Raw genomic sequence first — 20,246 nt, forward strand, 5'->3', positions numbered from 1 at the left:
GGTCCCTTCATCCACGTCACGTGGATGAAGGGACCCTTCATCGCGAGCCTAGGGGTCGATCCGGTCCAGCGCCGCGCCGTCCCAGGTGGTTTGGGTGCACGCCACGCCACGGCCGTTCTTTGGCCGCAGCACGTCGAAGATGTGCATGCGCGGGATCTTGTCGGACACGCCCCAGCCGCTCGGCCAGGTGATCACCCAGTCCATGTCGAGGTCGACCAGCAGGCCCAGCATGCGCGCGATGGTCGGGTCGTCGAGCCGTTCGAAGGCCTCGTCCAGCAGCACCAGGCGCAACGGGTCGAACTCGTTGCTCACCGCGTCGTAGAAGCTCGCCGCCGCCGCGAACAGCGTCACGTACGAGATCAGCCGGGTCTCACCGGACGACAGCTGGCGCAACCGTCGTTCGCGCGGGTTGCCGTCGGGGCCGGTGTCGGCGACGGTCACCGTGAACTGGTGCCACGTCCGGTAGTCCAGCGCCCGGGACAGGATTTCGGCGTAGCCGCCGGAGTGCGTGTCGCGCTCGTTCTCGATCCGTTCGGTGAAGACGCGGCGCAGCGTCGCGTCCTGCTCGGGCGTGCGTTCGCCGAACGGCAGCCGCACGAGCGCAAGCGCTTGCCTCGTCTGGTCGTCGAGCGCGCTGGACGACTTCCAGGCGAGTTTCACGTGCACGCCCTGGCTGGACCGGGCCTGGGAGAGCACCTCGTTCATGCGCTTGGTGAGGTCCTCGGCGACGGTGATCTGGCCGCGCAGCCACTCCGCGAGGTCGCGGATCAGGTAGTCGGCGAAGATGCCCTGGTACTGCTCGTCGAGGAACCCGCGCTGCTCGGCCAGCTTCGTCGTGACCTGGCGGGCGGCGACGGCGACGGGCTTCGCGCCCTCCTCACCGGTCACCGTCACGGTCAGCAGGCCCGCGTGCTGCTCGGCGGCGATGTCGTGGCTGCCGGCGAGCGCGGTCTGGAGGGCCTGCAACTTGGCGATCACGGTGGCCTCGGTGCCGCCGCGCCGGTCCGGCGTCTCGGCGATGGCCTGGCGCACCAGAGCTTCCTCGGGAGCCTCGGGGAAAGCCGCTGCCAACAGGCCCGGTGCGCGCACCGTCGCCTGGAAGTTCGCGGACGCGCGGTCCAGCGCCTCGGAAGCGTCGGCGACCTGCGTGGAGTTGGTCTCCAGCAACGCTTCGAGCTTCGCCGCCTGCTCACGCGCGGTCGTGATGCTCTCGCGCACTCCCTTGAGGTCCTCGCGCATCTTCTTGCGCGACTTCTCCAACGACGTGAGCTGCTCGCTGATCTCCTTGGCCTCGCCGCCGACCGCGTCGGTCAGCTCGGCGAGCGTCCCTGCCTGGGCCGCGTAGTCGACGCACCGGGTGTCGGCGTCGGCCTCGGCGGTCCGCCGGTCGGCGACGGCCTCGTGGTAGCGGTGCGAGGCGTCGGTGAGGTCGGAGATCGTGCCCTGGCAACGCCTCTTCACGGCGTCGCCGAGCAGATCGGCCGTGCGCTGGGCTTCCGACGCCGCTGCTCGGGCCTGCCTGAGCGCCTCGGTGTCCGACGGCAGACCGGCGTCGCCTGCCTGGCGGGTCAGCTCTGATCGTGCCGCTTCCAGCCGTGCGTTCGCGTTCTCCAGGGCGTCGCGCAGCTCGAACGTGCGCTGCTGCGCGCGTGCCGCGGACTCCTCGGCGGCCTGGACGCGGCTGTGCTTCGCGATCAGCTCGCCGTCGCCGGGGAACGCCGCGAGGTGCGCCTCCCACGTGGCGACGTGCTCGTGGGCGCGGGCCAGTTCGTCCTCAGCGGTGCCGAGTCGTGCGCGCAGCTCGGCCAGTTCCTCTTCCAGAGCCGCGATTCGACGGCCCCGAGCGGCTTCTCGCGCGCCCGCACCGATGAACTCGGCCTCGGGCTTGACCCAGCGACCGGTCAGCACGCCCGTGCGCCAGTCACCCGTGGTCGTCATGTCGTCCAACGACACCGCGCGCAACAGGTCGGCGACGAGCGACTCCGGCACCGGTGATCCTTCCACCGCCGGCACCAGGAACTCGGACAGCGAACGGCCGTCGACGGCGTCCCGCGGAACGGCCAGGACGTCGTCGAGCTCACCGCCGTGCGCCGTCACCCACGCGTCGAGCAGGCCGCTCGCCTGCAACGCCGCCTCCAGTCCCGCGCGTTCCGGGTCGGTCAGCGAGGGCGCGAAGTCCACCAGCCGGTAGAACGGGGCGCCCTTGGTGGTGTCGCGGGCCGCCGACGTGTACTGACCGGGCACGGGAACGCGCTCGTTGCCCGAGCGCAGGCCGACCAGTTCCTCGTCGAGCGTGTCCAGGCGAGCGCGCAGTTCGGTGCGCTGCTGGGTGAACGCGTGGGCGGCGTCGCGGGCCGCCTGCACGAGAGGCCCTGCCCACTCGCGCGCGGTGGTGCTCAACGTCTTCGCAGCCGCGGGATCGGCGGTCTGCGGCAACACCAGGGTCTCGGCGGGGCGTTCGTCGAGCAGCGGGCCGCTCGACGTCCAGACCTCGACCTGCTCCAGCCAGGTCTGCACGACCTCGGCCAGCTCCTGCATCTCCTGGTTGCGCAGCGCGGTCGCCTCGGTCGCGCCGTGCTGGGCGTCGCGGGTCTTCTGCCGCAACGACTCCACCTCGCGTTGCTGCGAGTCCAGCGCGATCGCCTGCTCGTGCAACGACAGCGCGAGCGCACCCCGTTGGCGTGCGAGGGAAGCGATGCCGGAGGTCTGGTCGACGACGGACGTGAGCGCGGCCAGCACGTCCTCGGTCGCGGCGGCGGGCGGCACGCGGCGTTCGATCGGCAGCGGCCCGGCCTCGGGATCGGGCTTGGCGCGCACCGAGTCCGTGGTCACGGTCGCCTCGGCGGGAGGCACCTGCGGCACGTCCGGCGCGAGGTCGGCGTCCATGCCGGCCAGGCGCAGGTGCTCGCGCAACGGGTCGCTCAACGCGTCGGCGGCGCTCAGGTCTTCCGCGAGCCTTCGCAGCAGGCGCAGCACGTTGTCGACGGCCGCGTCCTCCTGGGCGCGCTGGCGGTGAGCGGTCTCGAGAGCGGCGACGGCGGAGGAACGCTTCTCCGCCACCAGGTTCTCGCGCGTCTTGAGATCCTGGAGGTCGCGGAACGCCGGCAGCTCCTTCAGCGCCGCGATGGTCTCCTCGGCCTGCTGCTCGCCGGTCTCCATGTCGACGAGTGCCTGCTCGGACGCCGCACGCTCCATCCGCGTGAGGTCCAGCTCCTGGGTGAGCTTCGACTGCTCGCGGCGCAGCTTCGCCACCGACTTCTCGGCGGCCTCCAGCCGTTCCGAAGCCGACCGCAGCCCACCGAACGCGTAGTCGCTGTAGGTCTTGAGGAACGTGCTCAGCGCACTGTCCGCAGAGGACAGTCGCACGATGTTCTCGCGGATCGACTCCAGGTCGTCGAACGACGTCGCGAGCTGCTCGACCATCGTCTGGTCCAGCGGCGGCAGGGCGTCGCTCAGGATCTGTTCGAGCTGCCCCTCCAGCACCTTCAGGCCGACGTCCGGGTTGCGCAGCGTCCGCTGGAGGTGCAGCAGGTCGCCGTACCGGGCCGCGGGCACGCCGTAGACGCTCTCGGCGATCTTCGCGCGGAACGCGGGCTCCTCGAACATGCAGTCCGCGCCGATGAGGTCGCGCAGCTGTGCGGGGCCGTGCGGGACGCGTTCCGGACCGGCGAGCTGGAGTTCCGTGCCGACGCGCATGGGCGTGACGAAGCGCCACGAGTCCGTGATGGCCTGCGAGGTCTTGGAGGCCTTCACGCCGAGACCGCACGTCAGGTACTCGTTGCCCGAGTGGTCGGCGGCCTCGCGGATCAGCTCGACCCACGCGTAGCCGATGCGGTTCGGGCCGCCGTCGTAGTCGTCCAGCATGAGGCGCCGGATGCTGACCGTGTCGAAGCCCTTGGAGCCGAGCTGGCGCAGGTCGCCGTCGAGGCACAGCGGCAGCAGCAGCTCCAGCGTGCGGGACTTGCCGGAACCGTTGGTGCCCTGGAAGATCGCGCGGCCACCGGAGAAGTCGAACGTCTGCTCGGTGTACTGCCAGATGTTGACCACGCCGCCGCGGTGCAGCCGCCACCTGCTCATGACACGTTCTCCTCGTCGAACAGGGACCAGCTCGGCACTTCGGGCACGACAACGGGTTCCGGTTGTTCTCGTTCGGGATCGCCGTCGGGGGACGGCAACCAGCGGTGCGCGGCCGCGCTGATGGACCAGCCTTCGTCGGTCGGGACGGCCAGACCCATGCGGCGCAACAACTCCGTCACCTCGGCGACCAGCCGGTCGAGGTCGTCGGTGAACTGCTTCGACCACGCGGCGGGGTAGTCCTCGACCAGCGCGGCGCAGACCTCGCCGATGCGTTCGGTGGTCACGACGTGCCGTGCGGGCGGGTCTTCCTCGTCGCCCTCGACCAGATCGGGGAGCGCGAGAAGCGCGATGCGGGCGACCGTCGAGACGCCGGGGAACGACAGGTCGGTCAGGAAGTCCTCGGGGTCGGCGGCGAGCACGCCCTCGACGCGGCACTCGGTGTAGAGGCCGAAAGCCTGCTCCAGCAACGCGGTTTCCTTGCGCTGGTTGCGGCGCAGCCACTCCGCCTGGTCGTCCGGCAGATCCGCGTAGAGCACCAGCGGCGTCTCGACGAGCTTGCGCCGCACGGCGTGCTCGACGCCGCGCGGACCGGGGCGGGCAGCCAGTTCGACGAGGTGAGCTGGGTCCTGGGCCTCACCGACCGGGCCCGTCACGAGCTGGCCCAGCAGGTCGGTGTCGATCGTGATCAGCGCTTCCTGCGGGATCATGTCCTGCGCGACCGAACCCTCGGTTTCCTGCAGCACGCCAAGGGAAACGAGGTGGCGCAGCGCGGCCGTGAGCGCGCGTCGTTCGGTGACGTCGTCCGGTGCGTCGATGCCTGCTTCCACTGCGGCGGAACGGATGTCGGCGACCAGGCGGGACAGCAGCGTCTGGCGGCCGATGCCCGTGAGGACCGCGAGCGTGAGCGCCAGGTACGCGTAGCCGCGCGGGGACATGCTGAGCACGCCGCGGGTGTCGTCGTGGCCGGGGCCGGACTTGTAGAGGCGCGCGAACCGTCGTTCGACGACGAGCCGGTAGCCGAGCAGGCCCGCGAACAGGTCCTGGAGGGTCGCGCGGTGCCGGTAGACGAGGCTGAGCAGCTCGCCGTCGGGGCCGTCGCTGCGGAGCATTGGCCTGCGCAGCAACGTTCGGGCGCACCGCACCACGTTGGCGGCGTCGATGTCGGAGAGGTTGTCCAAGTGGTTCATTGCTTCAGCGCCACCGTCGCGTCGTGCAGCGTGAGCGTCCCGGCGGCGGAGCGGATCTGCGTCGTGGTGCCGTGGGCGATCTCGAGTTTGAGGCCGCGCACGGGATCGCTGGCCGATCCGCTGTCCTGCGGCGAGTCGCGCTGGGCCATCGCGAGCGTCAGCAGCTCGCAGAAGACCTCCAACGCGCCGTGCGTCAGCGTGGTGTTCTCCAGGTTTCCGGCGGCCTTCGTCAGTTCCGCGACGTGTCGTGCGCGGATCTCGTCGGCCTCCCTGGCCTCCGCGAGCAGCGACTGCTCGGTCATCGGGTCGTCGAGGATCCGCGACGGCCGTCCACGCGCGCCTCGGTCGCCTCGGGTCCGCACTGAAACCGTCACGTCGCAGACCGGTCCGTCGCGCCACGGGGTGCGCTCGTTGTCCGAGTCGTGTTCCGGCGCGGGGGAGAGGTGGCGGGCGCTGTAGAGGCCGAACGCGGCCGCGTAGATCTCGTGGGCTTGTTCACGCGTCGAGTTGTCGAACCAGCTCGCGAGCTTCAGCAGCTCGGCGCGCCGTCCGGGCAGCAGGCCGCCGCCGGAGGTCGCTCGCTTGACGCTGGCCAGGAGGCTGCCGATCGCGCGGGCCGTGGCCTCGCGCAGCGCCGTGACCTGGCTCGGGCGGCCGGGCCTGTCGACGAACCAGTCCGTGAGCTCCTGCCAGTCCTCGGGGGTGCGGCCGCGGGCGCGTTCGACGCTGGCGCCGAGGTCGGTGCTGAGCAGCCTGAGCAGTTCGGAGCGGGCCTTGGTGAGGCGGGCCAGGGCTTCGGCGATCGGGGGCGTGTACTTCAGGACGTCCTCGACGACCCGCTGGATGTACTCGACCAGCAGGTTCCGGAAGCCCGCGATCTCGTCCGGCGCCAGGTGGTTCCGCGTCACGACCTGGCCGAGATAGGCGTAGAAGTCGCGCACGGTCGCGGCGAGCTCGGCGTGCTGCAGGAACAGGGTCGTGACGCGTTCGGCGAGGAGTTCCTTGGTCTTGTCGCCCTCGTTGAGCAGGGCCACGGAGAGGGATCCGCCCAGCTCGTTGAGGCCGCGTTCAATGGCGGGGAGGAGCTCCCTGGACACCTCGCGGGCGCCTTCGGGGACCCGGAGCAGCTCGTCGACGTCGCGCTGGACGCGGACGGCGAGCTTCGACACCTGGTACCGGACGCTGCCGTGCTGGAACTCGGCGATGCTGGCCGCCACGACCTCCCTGCGCCCCTGGACGAGGTTGCCCCACTCGACCAGCTGCTTGAGTCGGTTGATGACGTTCTCGATGCGGCTCTCGCCGGGCTCTACGCGGCCTTCTCTTTCCTGACCCGCCAGCGCTCCGGCCACCTCGCCCGCGGACAGGTCGGCCAGCAGCGTGGAGGTGAACAGCCGCATGATCGCCAGGTACGTGCGCTGGTGATCGCGCGCGTCCAGATAGGCGTACAGCTTCAGCCGCTTGTGCTCCACGACCGGCCACCCTAATGCGCGCGGTGTTGTGGTGCGGCGCTACCGTGCCCACAGCGAGCTGGGGAGGATGCCGTGGGCGCGGGGCGCGCGTTGGGGTTGTTGCTGGGCGTGGCCGCGGACGCGGTGTTCGGTGATCCACGCCGATTTCACCCGGTAGCGGCATTCGGAAGCTCCGCCGCGGCCCTGGAGAAGCGCGTGTACGCGGACTCCCAGGCCGCCGGCGTCGCGTACTCGGCCGTCCTGGTCGGCGGCACCGTGGCACTCGGCGTGGCCGTGGAACGCGTGGCCCGCCGCCACTGGCTGACCCAGGCGCTGGCCACGGGCGTGGCGACGTGGGCGGTGCTCGGCGGTCGTTCGCTGGCCGTCGAGGGCACGTCGATGGGCCGTGAACTGGCGGAGGGCGACCTCGACGCCGCGCGGGACCGTCTGCCTTCCCTGTGCGGCCGTGACCCGTCTCGGTTGGACACGTTGGGCCTGGCGCGGGCGACCGTTGAATCCGTGGCGGAGAACACGTCGGACGCCGTCGTGGCACCGTTGTTCTGGGGCGCCGTCGCCGGCGTTCCGGGCCTGCTGGGCTACCGCGCGGCCAACACGCTGGACGCGATGGTCGGCCACAAGTCCCCGCGCTACCAGCGTTTCGGCTGGGCCTCCGCACGCCTCGACGACCTGCTCAACCTGCTGCCTTCCAGGCTGGCCGCGCTGCTGACCGTCGGCGGCGCCCCCGTGGTGGGCGGATCGGCAACGCAGGCGCTGGAAACGTGGCGCCGCGACGCCTCAGCCCACCCGTCACCCAACGCGGGCCAGGTCGAAGCGGCGTTCGCCGGAGCGCTGGAGATCAGGCTGGGCGGCCGCACCGTCTACTCGCACGGCGTCGAAGAGCGCCCGGTGATGGGCCACGGCCGCAACCCGGACTCAGGTCACGTGACGCGAGCCGTGGAGCTGTCCCGAGTCGTCGGCTTCGGCGCCGGCGTCGTCAGCGCCTTCATCGCCCTCTTCCGCAAGTAGCTCGGCGATCGACTTCTTCTTCGTGCGGCCCTCGTAGAGCACGCCGCCCGGCCGCGCCTCGCGGATGGTGAAGTACAGCCAGCCGCCGACCGCCATGACCCCGAACGCGATCCACTGCAGCGCGTAGGAGAAGAACGGCCCGGACTCGATCCGGGGCAGCGGCAGCACGTCGAGCGCACCCGGCTGGTTCTCGATCAGCTGGTAGTAGCCGGGCTCGATGTCGTTGCCCACGGCCTTGTTGTTGATCGAGTAGATCTGTTTCCGGCCGTCCTGCTCGAACGCGGGCTGCTCGTTCGACTCGTTGGGCCTGGCAAGCCCGACGAGCGTGACCTCGCCGGTGGGCGGTGCGTCGAAGTTCGGCGGCTTGATGCCGTTGACGGGCCTGACGTACCCGCGGTCGACGAGGACGGTGTGGCCGGTGGTCGTCCTGAACGGCGTGATGACCTCGAACGCGGCCTCGCCCTGGACCGTGCGGAGTCGGGCGAGGGCTTCCAGCTCGGGGACGTAACGGCCCTTGAGCTCGACCTTCTGCCACTCGTCGTGCTGGGCGCCGAACGGCACGGGGTCGCTCTTCAGCGACTTGGTGATGGCGGAGTTCTGCGCCTGACGCTCGTCGTTGCGGCCGAACTGCCACGGCGACAGGAAGTAGATGCAGGCACCCGCGAACACCCAGACGGCCAGGGTCAGAGCGAGCCAACCCGGCTTGAGGAGGAACTTGAACCGCACGTCTTCACGGTAGTTGCGTGAGCTGGACCTCGTGGAACCGGGTAACGAACCCCTCACCCTCAGGGCTGGCCGCCATCACCCCGACCTTGGCCTCCACCCCGGGCGGGAAGTAGGCCTTCCGCAGCACGTGAACCGGCTGCTCGCCGTCCACCCCGTACCGCACCCACACCGCGTCACCCTTGCGCTCCGCCGACACCGTGAACCGCTCGAACGGCTCCACCAACGCCAGGTTCCAGTCCGAGAACCCACGCGTCACGACCGTGCTGGCCTGCTGCTTCCCGTCGAACACCTCGATCCCGGCCTTGATCCAGTTCTCGCCGTCGACCAGCAGTCCGACGCCGGCGTGGTCGTACTGCGCCGCGTACTCGCCGCTGAAGGTCGCCGTGATGGTGAAGTCGCCGGTCAGCGACACCCCGAACAGGTGGCCGTTGTCGCGGATCACGCCGTTGCCGGTGAGGCGCCAGAAGTCCGACGACGGGTCGGCGTGCACGGTCAGAGGGTCGGTCGACCACTTCTGCGGCTCGTTCAGCCAGGTCCAGCCGGTGAGATCCATGACGATCATCCTGGCACGCTCGACCAGCCGGAACGACCGTCCGGCGATCGCGCTCATCGGTCCGGCCGATCACCTTGGCCGATGAGCCGGGCCCGTGTCGGTGCCCGGCAGTACCTTCGAGGCGATGGACAGGTTCAAGGCCTACTGGGACCGTCCCGAGATGCGTGACGCGTTGGCCTGCCGCGACATCGGGACGGTCTTCCGGCTGCTCGTCGAGGACGGTGTCGCTCAACGAGAGATAGCGCTGATCACGAGCCAGAACCAGTCCGAGATTTCCGAGATCATCGGTGGTCGCCAGGTCATGGCGTACGAGCTCCTCGAACGCATCGCGCTCAGCCTGGGCATCCCGCGCGGCTATCTGGGGCTGGAGTACGACGTGACTCACCATTCGTCGGAGCGGGACGAATGTGCCAAGCGCGCCTCGTTCCTCGCTCATGCGGCCGAGACCGTGGTCGGTCAACCGGTGTTCGGCAGGCCGGCGCGAGAAGGGCACGAACACGAAGCAACGCCGGTGCCTTCCCGGGTGGGGCCGGGTGACGTCGAGATCCTCAACCGCGTGCTGCGGGATCTGACGGTGCTGGAGTCGCGGTTCGGTGGCGGGCTGGTGCTGGCGGCTGTCGAAGGGCAGCTGCGGTGGGCGCGGCGCCTGCTCCATGCTTCGATGCGGGACACCACCAGGCCTGCGTTGTTCGAGGCGGTGGCCTTGCTGCACAGGCGAGCGTCGAGCGCGGCTTTCGACATGCGGCGTCTTGACCAGGCGCGGAATCACCTGCTCGCCGCGCTGGAGCTGACGCAGGAGACCAAGAACCTGCCGTTGCAGGCGATGCTGTTCTACTGCGCGGGTCGGATGGAGCAGTACCACGGGCCACCCGACGCGGCGTTGAGGCTGTTCCAGTTCGGCTATCCCGTGGCCCTGGCGTCGAGGTCACCGAGGCTGTGCGCCTTGCTCGAAGTGCGGGAGGCGCGTTGCCATGCGGTCATGGGCAACCGCGAGTCGGCTGAGCGGTCGCTGTCGCTGGCCGTGGAGAACTTCCACGCGGAGGGCGAGCTGCCCGACTGGTTGACGTTCTTCGACGAGTCGGAGCTCCTCGCCGCAGTCGGTGTGACCTGGGGCGAGCTGGGTGCGTGGGACAAGGCCGTCGCGGCGCTTCGTCGGAGCTTGCGTCAGCGAGGCGACGGCTTCGCGCTCGCGAGTTCGTTCGACCTCGCCGAACTGGCGACGTGTCACCTCCGCAGTGGCGACGTCGACGAGGGCGTACGGGTGGCGACGAAGTCGTTGGACCTCGTCGGCCAGCTCAACAGCAAGCGTGCCCGCGACCGTCTGGAGCCACTGGAACGTGCCGCTCGGCGAGGCGGTAGTGAGACCCTCGGCGTTGTGCGCCGGATCACAGATGTCCGCGGGTGAAAGGTCACGGCTTCCTGAAGAAGTTCGTCCTCACAGCTGCTCGCGCACCCACGCGATCAGCCCCGGCATCGCCGCTTCGATCATGACCAGCACGTCGGTGAACCCCGTGTCGTCGCCGTAGTACGGGTCCGGCACGTCCACGTCGTCGGCGTCCGGGTCGAACGAACGGAGCAACCGGACGCGGTCGGGATCGGCCATCCGGCGCAACGAGCGGGCGTGGCCGGTGTCGAGGGCCACCAGCAGATCGGCGTCCAAGTGCAGCTCGGAGACCTGGGCGGCGACGTGGTCCGTGGGGTATCCGTTGTCCGCCAACGTCTTCAGCGCGCGGGGATCGGCGGGGTCGCCGACGTGCCACCCACCGGTCCCCGCGCTGGACACGGTGACGAAAGACGACAATCCTTCCCGCGACAGCCATTCGCGGAACACGAGCGCGGCCATGGGGGACCGGCAGATGTTGCCGGTGCAGACAAAGGCGACCTTCACGCGCCACACGGTAACGCTCAACCGCTGTCGCAAGATGTACGGACAAACGACATGGAGGCCGCCCATGCAGACAGGTACCGACGTGCCCCCGCAACGGGAGATCATCGGGTGCACCGACGCCCTCGGGCGCCGTCGTGCGTTCGAGGTGTACCTCAACGAGAAGGGTCGCGTCTGCTTCCGCACCCCGCCCGGTGAGTCGGCGCAGCTCGACGCGTTCCAGCTGGACGAGCTGATCAGCCACCTCACCGAGCTCCGCCGCTACATGCAGTGACGCGGTGCTCTGAGCTGGTCGCCTAGTATCTCGGCGATGACCAGCCCAGACCTGCGCCACCACGGTGACGTCGACGCCGCACCAGGCCTCGCCGACTTCGCCGTCAACGTGCGGGTGCCGCACCCGCCCGGTTGGCTGCGCGACCGGCTGGCCGCGGCGCTCGACGGACTCGGGCGGTACCCCTCGAAGCAGGCTGAAGAGCGCGCGCGTGAGGCCGTCGCACGCCGCCACGGGCGCTCGCCTGACGAGGTTCTGCTGCTCAACGGTGCCGCTGAGGGCTTCGCGCTGCTGCCGAAGCTCTCGCCGCGCCGTGCCGCGATCGTCCACCCCGGCTTCACCGAACCCGAGGTGGCTTTCCGCGACGCCGGAATTCCGGTGGAACACGTGCTGCTCAGCGGCGACTTCCGGCTGGGCGATGTGCGGTCCGACGCCGACCTCACCGTCATCGGCAACCCGACCAACCCCACGTCGGTGCTGCACGAGGCCGCGAAGCTCAAGACCCTGCCCGGCCGCCTGGTCGTCGACGAGGCGTTCATGGACGCCGTGCCGGGCGAACCGGAGTCGCTCGCGCACGACCCGGACGTGCTGGTGCTGCGCAGCCTCACCAAGACCTGGGGCCTCGCGGGGCTGCGCGCTGGCTACCTCCTCGGCGATCCCGAAACTCTCGGACGGCTCGCGCACGGCCGTCCGCACTGGCCCGTCGGCAGCCTGACGCTGGAAGCGATCACCGCCTGCTGCGAGCCGGAGGCGTTGGAGGCCTCGAAGCGGTTCGCGCTGGCAGGCGTCACCCACGCGGCGTACGCGTTGGAGCAGCTCCAAGACCTCGTCGTCGTACCCCCGAACGGGCCGTTCCTGCTGGTCAGGGCGCCGAGGGGTACGCGAGAAGCGTTGCGGGACAAGGGGATCGCGGTGCGGCGCTGCGACACGTTCCCCGGACTCGACGACACGTACCTGCGCGTCGCGATCCGGCCGCCGGAGGAGTTCGCGGTGTTCGTGGACGCGCTGCGGGTAGTGATGGAGGAACTCGCGTGAAGCTCGCCGACGTGATCGCGGTGCTGGAGGCCGCGTATCCGCCGAAGACCGCCGAGCAGTGGGACGCGGTGGGCCTGGTCTGCGGTGATCCGCGGGAAGAGGTCACGAGGGTCCTGGTGTGCGTCGACCCGACGTCGTCCACTGTGGACGAGGCGGTCGAGGTGGGCGCGCAGCTCGTGCTCGCGCACCACCCGCTGCTTCTCCGCGGTGTCAACGGGGTTCCCGCCGACGACCCCAAGGGTGCGTTGGTGCACAAGCTGATCCGCAACGGTGCCGCCCTGTACTGCGCGCACACCAACGCGGACAGCGCGCTCCCCGGCGTGTCGGACGCCCTCGCGAAGGCCATCGGTCTGCACGTCACCGGACCACTCGAACCGGCGGAGCCGTCGGGTGAGACCGGCACCGGCCGCATCGGCGAGCTGGCGGAGGCCGAACCGCTGAAGGTCTTCGCCCAGCGCGTGGCCGACGCGTTGCCCGCGACCGTGCAGGGCGTGCGGGCGGCGGGCGACCCGGAACGCCTGGTCAGGCGGGTCGCGGTGTGCGGCGGCGCGGGCGACAGCTTCCTCGGCCTGGTGAAGAGCGCCGGGGTCGACGCGTACGTGACGGCCGACCTGCGGCACCACCCGGCGAGCGAGCACGTCGAGTCCGGTGGCCCCGCGTTGGTCGACGTGGCGCACTGGGCCAGCGAGTGGCCGTGGTGCGAGCAGGCGGCGGAGATCCTGCGGGAGGCGTTCGGCGGTAGGGTCGACGTACTCGTCTCCACCCGCCGGACCGATCCGTGGACCGTCGGCGCGGCGAGTTCAGCAGCAGGAGGACATGCGTGAAAGCCGATCCCGCAGTGCAGCGCAGGCTGCTCGACCTCGCCGAGGTCGACGCCGAACTGGCGCGTGTCACGCACCGTCGCCGCACGCTGCCGGAGATCGCGGAGATCGCGGCCGCCGAGCAGCAGGTGCGCACGAAGCAGGACGCGCTGGTGGCCGTCGAGACGACGCTCGGTGACCTCGACCGCGACGTGAAGCGCCAGGAGACCGAGATCGACCAGGTTCGCGCCCGCGAGGACCGCGACCGCAAGCTGATGCAGTCGGGCTCGGTCGGCGCCAAGCAGCTCACCGACCTGGAGCACGAGCTCGCGACGCTCCAGCGCCGCCAGGGCGTCCTGGAGGACGACCTCCTCGAGCTCATGGAACGCCGTGAGGCCGTCGAGGCCGACGCCTCCTTCGCCCGCGTCGAGCTGGACAAGGCCCGCGAGACCCTGGAAGGCGCGACCGGCCGCCGTGACGCGGCCCTCGCCGACCTGGAGTCGACCGAGACCAAGCGCACGGCCGACCGCGCGGTCATGGCCAAGGGTTTCCCGGACGACCTGCTGAAGCTCTACGACCGTCAGCGTGAGCAGCGCGGCATCGGCGCGGCCCTCATCCAGTCCCGCCGCTGCGGCGCGTGCCGGATCGAGCTGGACCGCAGCGCCGTGTCGAAGCTCAAGGAAGCGGCGGCGGACGAGGTCGTGCGGTGCGAGGAGTGCGGCGCGATCCTGGTCCGCACCACGGAGTCAGGTCTCTGATTTCGTAACGGCCGACGCAACTCTGCGATCATCCCGTCGTGACAGCCGGTAAGAATCGCGCGTGGTGGGTCTGCGGTGGCGCCATCGTCTGCGGTGGCGCCGTGTGGGCGTTGCTGCGGTTCGGCGTCCCGGTCGTCTTGTCCGACGCGAACCACCCGGCCCGTCCGGCCCTGGAAGCCCTGAGCTGGATCGCCGGAATCGCGAGCCTGCTCGTCGCCGTCGTGGCATTGATCGTGGCGTTGCGCCAGAGCGGCTCCAGCACTCCGACCGCGACCCACGGCGGAATCGTCTTCACCGGCAACGTCACCGGCGGCTCCGGCTCGGGCCCGACCACCGGCGTCCACGTCGAACACCCACCGGACCCTCCCTCGCCGGCGCGGCCCCAGGCCTAGCCACGCCGGCCACGCCGAGGGCCTCGTTCGCCGGCAGCGTGACCGGCGCGACCGCGGTCGGCGTGGTGCAGGGCGACCTGGTCTTGGGCGGAGCAGCGGTCCCGGACGTGGCTTCGGTTCAGGTGTCGCCCGCCTTGAGCAGGTTCCCCGCCAGCACCGAGCAGTTCGTCGGCAGGTCCACCGAACTGCAGCGCCTCGATGACGCCCTGGCGCAGTCGGGCCGCGCTGCGGTAGTGGCGGTGCACGGCCTGGGCGGCGTCGGCAAGAGCACGCTCTCCTCCGAGTTCGTCCGCCTGCACGCTCAGCGCTACAGCGTGGTCTGGTGGATCACCGCCGACTCACCGACCGCGATCGACACCGGCCTCGCCGACATGGTGACGACGTTCGCCCCTCACGCCGCAGACCTCCCGCTGGAGCAACGCACCGAGCTCGCCGTGCAGTGGCTGGCGACGCACGACGGCTGGCTGCTGGTGCTCGACAACCTCACCACGCCGGGCGACGTGGCAGGCCTGCTCGAACGCGTCCGCTCCGGCGCGGTCCTGATCACCAGCAGGCAGGGCACAGGCTGGCGCGGCGTGACGACCGTGTCGTTGGACGTGTTGTCGCCGCAGCAGGCCGAGGAACTGCTGTCCAAGATCGTGCGGCTGGACTGGCCTTCCGCGGACCTGACCGGTGCTTCGGAACTGTGTGAGGAGCTGGGCTGGTTGCCGTTGGCCGTCGAGCAGGCTGCGGCCTACATCGGTCAGGCTCACATCACCCCTGGTGACTACCTGGAGCTGCTGAAGCGGTATCCCGCTCGGATGTTCACCGCGACGGCCGAGGGTGGCGACGCCCAGCGCACGATGGCGCGGGTCTGGCACGTGACGTTGGACCGCCTCGCGGACACCCCTCTGGCGGGCCGGCTGCTGCGGCACTTGGCCTGGTACGCACCGGACGGGATTCCCCGTGCTTTCCTGGCGTTGCAGTTCGAGGAGCCGGATCTGACGGAGGCGCTGGGCAGGCTGGCGGCGCACAGCATGATCACGCTCGGCGTGGACACGATCTCGGTGCACCGCCTGATCCAGGCCGTCTCACGCACGCCCGACCCCGATGATCGTCATCGGCTGCCGGAGGACGTGGCCGCCTCCCGTGATGCAGCTTGGGTCTGTCTCGCAGAGGTGCTGAAGGAACTTGACGCTCGCGATCCTGCGGCGTGGCCTGCCTTCCGATTGGTTCTGCCGCACATCCGGGCGATCTTCGCCAACACGAGTTCGGACGATGATTCCCTTGAGGCTTGTTGGACTCTCAACGAGTTGGCCCGCTTCGTCGAGAACCAAGGGGATGTCGCGACGTCCATCAGCTACAAGATCCGTGCCCTCAGCGGCTACGAACGTCTCTGTGGCTCTGAGGACCAGGCCACGCTGATCATGCGGAACAACCTGGCATACGCCTACAAGGCGGTGGGCGATCTGGATCGGGCGATCCCCTTGTTGGAGTTGACCCTCGCTGACACCGAGAGACTGCTGGGCGCTGATCACCCGGAAACTCTGAACCAGAGGGGCAACCTCGCAAGCTGCTACGGGGAGAAAGGCGGCTGGACCGAGGCGATTCCGCTGATGCAGTCGGTGCGTGCTGATCGGGAGAGGGTGTTGGGACCTGATCATCCGCAGACGCTGCGGTCGAGGAACAACCTGGCACACGCCTACCAAGCGTCTGGTGATCAAGTCCAGGCGATTGAGCTGTACGAGACCAATCTTGGTGACTACGAGCGAGTGTTGGGGGCAGACCACCCGGAGACGTTATTCGCGAGGAACAACTTGGCCTGTGCGTACGCGGATGGCGGTCAAACGGGTCGAGCTGCTCGTCTGCTCGAGGCGGTCCTGGAAGTCCAGAATCGGGTGCTCGGACCGGAACATCCAGACACGCTGGTGTCAGCGATGAACTTTGCATCTGCTCGTGCCTCGACCGGTGACCTGGAACAGGCGATCCGGCTGTTGGAGTCGGTCCTGGCCACCAGCGAGCGGGTGCTGGGGCCTGACCACAAACGGACCAGAGTCGTACGTGACCGTCTGAGCGAGGTTTTGGAAAAGTTTTAGAACCCGCTCAAACCCCAGGTGAGCGGCTTTTAGAAGCCGCTTGAGCTTTCTTTCAGCCACCCCCGCCAAGCTTCTCCCATCGCAAGGAACAAGCCGATGAGAGAAACCTGGTGGGGGAAATGAAGAACGTTCTCGGTCGCGTAATCGCAGCCTCGCTCATCACCGGAATCGCATTGGCCGGCAGCCAGATGGCCGCCAACGCCGGTGAGCTCCCAGCCGGCGCCGAGCGGATCGCCATCCTCCAGAACGGCACGCTGTCGGCCAAGGAAGGCAGCCTCTTCTCCTCCTGGACCACGCTGCAGGGTGACGTGCAGAAGTTCGAGGTCGCAGGCAACCTCATCGGCGCTCTGAACACCGACGGCACCCTGCACGTCAAGGAGGGGTCGCTCGGCGCCACGTGGACCGAGCAGGCCCGGAACGTCAAGGACTTCCGCCTGTCGAGCAACCGCATCGCGGTCCTGCGCACCGACGGCACGCTGGTCGTCAAGGAAGGCCTCCACGGCGCGTTCGTCGAGCAATCCGCCGACGTCACCGACTTCGAGGTGACCAACAACCGGATCGGCGTGGTCACCAAAAACGGTGAAGCGCACGTCAAGCAGGGCGATCTCTTCGCGGCCTGGACCCAGCAGGCGTCCGGCGTCAAGGACCTGGAGCTCACCGGCACCCGTGTCGGCGTCATCCGCACCGACGCCACCGCCGCGGTCAAGGACGGGGCCGGTGCGTTCGTGGAGCAGGCGAGCGGCATCAGGGACCTGGAGCTGTCCGGCGACCGCATCGGCGTCGTGTCGGACGGCGGTGACGCCCTGGTCAAGGACGGTCTGTTCGGCGCCTGGTCGCAGCAGGCGTCGAACGTCGCGGACCTGGAGCTCACGAGCACCCGCGTCGCGGTGCTGTTCACCGACGGCACCGCGGCCGTGAAAAGCGCGCAGGGCTCTTTCGCCGACCAGGCCTCCGGTGCTCAGCAGATCGGTCTCGCCGCGCCCTCCGCGTGAAAAAGAAAAACCCCCGAAAAACTCTCCCGAGCAATTCCGGCAAGGAGCCGATGATGTCCACGATCAAGAACGTTCTCGCCCGACTCACCGCGGCCACTCTCGTCACCGGAATCGCGCTCACCGCGATGCAGGCCACCGTGTCCGCCGGCGAGCTCCCGTCCGGCAACCACCGTCTCGGTGTGCTGAGCAACGGTGCCCTCGAGGTCAAGGAGGGCAATCTCTACGCCAGTTGGGTCGAGGAGATGGGAGGCGGGGTCGAGAAGTTCGACATCGCCGGTGACCGCATCGGTGTCCTCACGACCGACCACAAGCTCTTCGTCAAGCAGGGCAACCTGTGGGAGAGCTGGACGGAACAGGCCCAGAACGTCAAGGACTTCCGCCTCACCGGGAGCCGGATCGGCGTCCTGCGCCAGGACTCCACGGTCGCGGTCAAGGAAGGTGACCTCAACGCCACTTGGGTCGAGCAGGCCGGCGGCGTGAAGGACCTCGAGCTGTCCGGGAACCGCGTGGGCGTCGTGCTCGACAACGGCGTCGCGACCGTCAAAGAGGGCACTCTGTACTCCTCGTGGGTCGATCAGATGGGTAACGTCGCCGACCTCGAGCTCTCCGCAGACCGGGTGGGTGTCCTGCGCACCGACGGCACCGTCGCGGTGAAGGAGACCAGTCTCTGGTCGAACTGGGTCGAGCAGATCGCCAACGTGAAGAAGCTCGAACTGTCCGGCTCCATGATCGGTGTGGTCACGAACGACGGCCTCGCCACGGTCAAGGAGGGCAACCTCTACGCGACGTGGGTCAACCAGATCTCGGACGTGGCGGACCTGCAGATCGCCGGTGACCGGATCGGCGTGCTGACCACCGGCGGCACGGTGACGGTCAAGGCGGGCGGCCTCTACGGCTCGTGGGTCAACCAGTACGGCGGCGCGCAGAGCTTCCGGCTGGCCGCGGCGGTCGGAAACCAGGGCGGGCGGCACGTCTCGCAGCAGGACATCGTCAACATCTACGGTTCCGCTTACGCCACCGACACCGTCGCGGCCGGTCTGACGGACCTGAACGCGGAGATGCAGGCGGCGGGCATCACCTCGCCGACGCGCAAGGCGGCGTTCCTCGCGACCCTCAAGCACGAGAGCGGGTTCCGCTACAACGCCGGTGAGGCCGGCAACGGCGCCGTCTACAAAGGACGCGGCTTCGTCCAGCTGACCGGTGACTTCAACTACCGCGCGGCGGGCGGCTACCTCGGCCACGACTTCCTGAGCCACCCGGAGGACGCCGCGAAGGTCGAGTGGAGCGCCAAGATCGCCCGCTGGTACTGGACCGTCGCCCGCAACATCAACGCCTCCGCGGACGCCTACGACATGGGCGGCGTCGGCCGTGCGATCGGTTACTCGTACGACCTCGACCCGACCGAGTCGCTGAACCGCTGCGCCTCCTACAAGAAGGCCCTCGCCTACTTCAACGGCGGCTCTCTCCCCGTCGCCGAGAGCTCCATCAAGTGCACCCGCTGACCCCCTTCGCCCTGAGCTTCAAGGAGATCACCATGTCCAAGCGCACCGTCACCGCCGTTCTCGCCGCCTCCGCCCTGGCCCTGCTCGGCATCATCCCGGCCAGTGCCGACACCCGCACCGACGTCCGCGACCTGGCCGCCGCGAACCTCGGCAAGACGACCTGCAGCACGAACAGCCTCGGCGGAACGGGCTTCATGGACAGCTGCCGGCTCCAGCACTTCTGGTGCGCGGACTTCGCGAGATGGGTGTGGGGCAACCGCGACCTCAAGGTCGACCGCCTCAGCCCCGCGGCCGGGAGCTTCTACCTCTACGGCGAGCAGAACGGCACGCTGCACAACGACTCGTCCTACGTCCCGCAGGTCGGCGACGCCGTGGTCTTCAACTACTACGGCGCCGGCCGGGCCGACCACGTCGCCCTCGTCGACGCGGTCAACTCCAACGGCACCATCCGCACCATCAACGGCAACTTCGGCGGCACCAGCGCCATGAACTCGACCGTCCAGTACGCCATCGGCGGCGGCCGCGTCGGCCAGTCGGTGGCCGGCCAGACCATCTCGGCGTTCGTCAGCCCCGCCGGCGTGAGCGCGGTCCGCCCGATCAAGTCCCGCATCGGCGTCCGCTTCAACGACTCCTCGGTGCACGTCAAGGAGGGCAACCTCTACGACGGCTGGCTCAACGAGTACGGCGGCGGTGTGGTGAAGTCCGAAGTGGACGGTGACATGATCGGTGTCCTGACGGCGTCCGGTGACCTGTTCGTCAAGCAGGGCAACCTCTACGAGACCTGGTACAACCAGGCTGGCGGCGTGAAGGACTTCTCGCTGGAGTCGTCGAAGGGCCGCGTCGGCATCGTGCGCACCGACGGCACCGTCGCGGTGAAGGAAGGCGGCCCGCAGGGCACCTGGGTCGAGCAGATGGGCAACGCCAAGGAAGTCGAGCTCTCCGGCGACTACCTGGGCGTGGTCAGCAACGACGGCACCGCGTACGTGAAGAAGGGCAACCTGTACGAGTCCTGGACGACGCAGCTCGGTGACGTCGCCGACCTGGAGATCTCCGCGAACGGCGACCGCATCGGTGCCCTGCGCACCAACGGTTCGCTCACCGTCAAGGACGGCGGCCTCTACGGGTCGTGGGTCGAGCAGACCAGCAACGTCAAGGACTTCGACCTCTCCGGTGACTACATCGGCGTCGTGTTCAACGACGGTCTCGCCACGGTGAAGCAGGGCACCCTCTACGCGGGCTGGATCAACCAGCTCAGCGCCGCCAAGGCCATCGAGGTCGACGCCAAGGCCGGACGCATCGGTGTTCTGCAGGACAACGGTTCGCTGACCGTGAAAGAAGGCGGCCCGTACGGCTCCTGGGTCAACCAGACCAGCGGCGTCGCGGACTTCCAGCTGACGAACTACTGATTCCAACCGAACGCGAAGAGGGGCCGTCACCGCGACGGCCCCTCTTCGCGTGGGCCGAATGCCCTATTGCGCGCACGGCGAGCGGCGCTACGTTCGAGTGGCAGGACCGCTTC

17 protein-coding genes are annotated in these 20,246 nt (G+C 69.2%); 11 read left to right on the forward strand and 6 right to left on the reverse strand.

The genetic code is table 11. The features are described 5' to 3' along the window. Positions 1-48: 48 nt before the first annotated feature. From AOM45_RS38995 to AOM45_RS39005, 3 genes are read right to left on the reverse strand one after another with little or no spacing between them, the layout of a single operon-like run. On the reverse strand, positions 49-4,077 hold the full coding sequence (locus AOM45_RS38995; RefSeq protein ID WP_030472686.1) for a TIGR02680 family protein: 4,029 nt from the start codon (positions 4,075-4,077) through the stop codon (positions 49-51). Next, complete coding sequence (locus AOM45_RS39000; protein WP_030472685.1) at positions 4,074-5,264, reverse strand: TIGR02678 family protein; 1,191 nt, start codon at positions 5,262-5,264, stop codon at positions 4,074-4,076. The genes AOM45_RS38995 and AOM45_RS39000 overlap by 4 nt, the downstream gene beginning before the upstream one ends. After that, positions 5,261-6,733: a DUF2397 domain-containing protein gene (locus AOM45_RS39005; protein ID WP_030472684.1), complete on the reverse strand. Its 1,473-nt coding sequence runs from the start codon at positions 6,731-6,733 to the stop codon at positions 5,261-5,263. Before AOM45_RS39005 ends, AOM45_RS39000 begins: the two co-directional genes overlap by 4 nt. Before the next feature lie 72 nt (positions 6,734-6,805). Here AOM45_RS39005 and AOM45_RS39010 point away from each other — a divergent pair, with 72 nt between their 5' ends. Continuing rightward, positions 6,806-7,738 carry a cobalamin biosynthesis protein gene (locus AOM45_RS39010; protein WP_059362930.1) on the forward strand — a complete coding sequence of 311 codons (933 nt, stop codon included), beginning with the start codon at positions 6,806-6,808 and terminating at the stop codon, positions 7,736-7,738. Here AOM45_RS39010 and AOM45_RS39015 read toward each other — a convergent pair. Beyond that, the gene (locus tag AOM45_RS39015) at positions 7,646-8,464 is read right to left on the reverse strand and encodes an SURF1 family cytochrome oxidase biogenesis protein (protein WP_051784584.1); all 819 of its coding nucleotides are present in this window, start codon (positions 8,462-8,464) and stop codon (positions 7,646-7,648) included. The genes AOM45_RS39010 and AOM45_RS39015 overlap by 93 nt on opposite strands. 4 nt (positions 8,465-8,468) lie before the next feature. Then, positions 8,469-9,074 carry a DUF1349 domain-containing protein gene (locus AOM45_RS39020; RefSeq protein WP_236703990.1) on the reverse strand — a complete coding sequence of 202 codons (606 nt, stop codon included), beginning with the start codon at positions 9,072-9,074 and terminating at the stop codon, positions 8,469-8,471. A gap of 67 nt (positions 9,075-9,141) precedes the next feature. Between AOM45_RS39020 and AOM45_RS39025 the strand changes: the two genes are divergently transcribed. Next, positions 9,142-10,422 (forward strand): NsdA family TPR-like regulatory protein, encoded by a 1,281-nt coding sequence (locus AOM45_RS39025; RefSeq protein ID WP_156094344.1) that lies wholly within the window; start codon positions 9,142-9,144, stop codon positions 10,420-10,422. A 30-nt stretch (positions 10,423-10,452) separates the two neighbouring features. On the opposite strand, the gene AOM45_RS39030 is transcribed toward AOM45_RS39025, so the two are convergent. Further along, on the reverse strand, positions 10,453-10,905 hold the full coding sequence (locus AOM45_RS39030) for a low molecular weight protein-tyrosine-phosphatase (protein ID WP_030472679.1): 453 nt from the start codon (positions 10,903-10,905) through the stop codon (positions 10,453-10,455). A 64-nt stretch (positions 10,906-10,969) separates the two neighbouring features. Between AOM45_RS39030 and AOM45_RS39035 the strand changes: the two genes are divergently transcribed. From AOM45_RS39035 to AOM45_RS39075, 9 genes are all read left to right on the forward strand, one after another. Then, the gene (locus AOM45_RS39035) at positions 10,970-11,176 is read left to right on the forward strand and encodes a hypothetical protein (RefSeq protein ID WP_030472678.1); all 207 of its coding nucleotides are present in this window, start codon (positions 10,970-10,972) and stop codon (positions 11,174-11,176) included. Positions 11,177-11,212: 36 nt separating this feature from the next. Then, a complete protein-coding gene (cobC, locus tag AOM45_RS39040; RefSeq protein WP_030472677.1) occupies positions 11,213-12,208 on the forward strand; it encodes an Rv2231c family histidinol phosphate aminotransferase CobC in 996 nt (331 codons plus the stop codon). Further along, positions 12,205-13,032 (forward strand): Nif3-like dinuclear metal center hexameric protein, encoded by an 828-nt coding sequence (locus AOM45_RS39045; protein ID WP_030472676.1) that lies wholly within the window; start codon positions 12,205-12,207, stop codon positions 13,030-13,032. Before cobC ends, AOM45_RS39045 begins: the two co-directional genes overlap by 4 nt. Then, the gene (locus AOM45_RS39050; protein ID WP_030472675.1) at positions 13,029-13,766 is read left to right on the forward strand and encodes a zinc ribbon domain-containing protein; all 738 of its coding nucleotides are present in this window, start codon (positions 13,029-13,031) and stop codon (positions 13,764-13,766) included. The genes AOM45_RS39045 and AOM45_RS39050 overlap by 4 nt, the downstream gene beginning before the upstream one ends. 38 nt (positions 13,767-13,804) lie before the next feature. Further along, positions 13,805-14,158, forward strand: a complete 354-nt coding sequence (locus tag AOM45_RS51990; protein ID WP_162185755.1) for a hypothetical protein — start codon at positions 13,805-13,807, stop codon at positions 14,156-14,158. 122 nt (positions 14,159-14,280) lie between these two features. Continuing rightward, positions 14,281-16,233 carry a tetratricopeptide repeat protein gene (locus AOM45_RS39060; protein ID WP_236703996.1) on the forward strand — a complete coding sequence of 651 codons (1,953 nt, stop codon included), beginning with the start codon at positions 14,281-14,283 and terminating at the stop codon, positions 16,231-16,233. Between the two features lie 119 nt (positions 16,234-16,352). After that, the gene (locus AOM45_RS39065) at positions 16,353-17,225 is read left to right on the forward strand and encodes a hypothetical protein (RefSeq protein ID WP_051784580.1); all 873 of its coding nucleotides are present in this window, start codon (positions 16,353-16,355) and stop codon (positions 17,223-17,225) included. 53 nt (positions 17,226-17,278) lie between these two features. Next, on the forward strand, positions 17,279-18,727 hold the full coding sequence (locus AOM45_RS39070; protein ID WP_162185754.1) for a glycoside hydrolase family 19 protein: 1,449 nt from the start codon (positions 17,279-17,281) through the stop codon (positions 18,725-18,727). A gap of 32 nt (positions 18,728-18,759) precedes the next feature. Next, the gene (locus AOM45_RS39075; protein ID WP_156249762.1) at positions 18,760-20,133 is read left to right on the forward strand and encodes a CHAP domain-containing protein; all 1,374 of its coding nucleotides are present in this window, start codon (positions 18,760-18,762) and stop codon (positions 20,131-20,133) included. The last annotated feature ends 113 nt before the right edge of the window (positions 20,134-20,246 follow it).

The organism is Lentzea aerocolonigenes (assembly GCF_000974445.1).
Taxonomy (GTDB): domain Bacteria; phylum Actinomycetota; class Actinomycetes; order Mycobacteriales; family Pseudonocardiaceae; genus Lentzea; species Lentzea aerocolonigenes.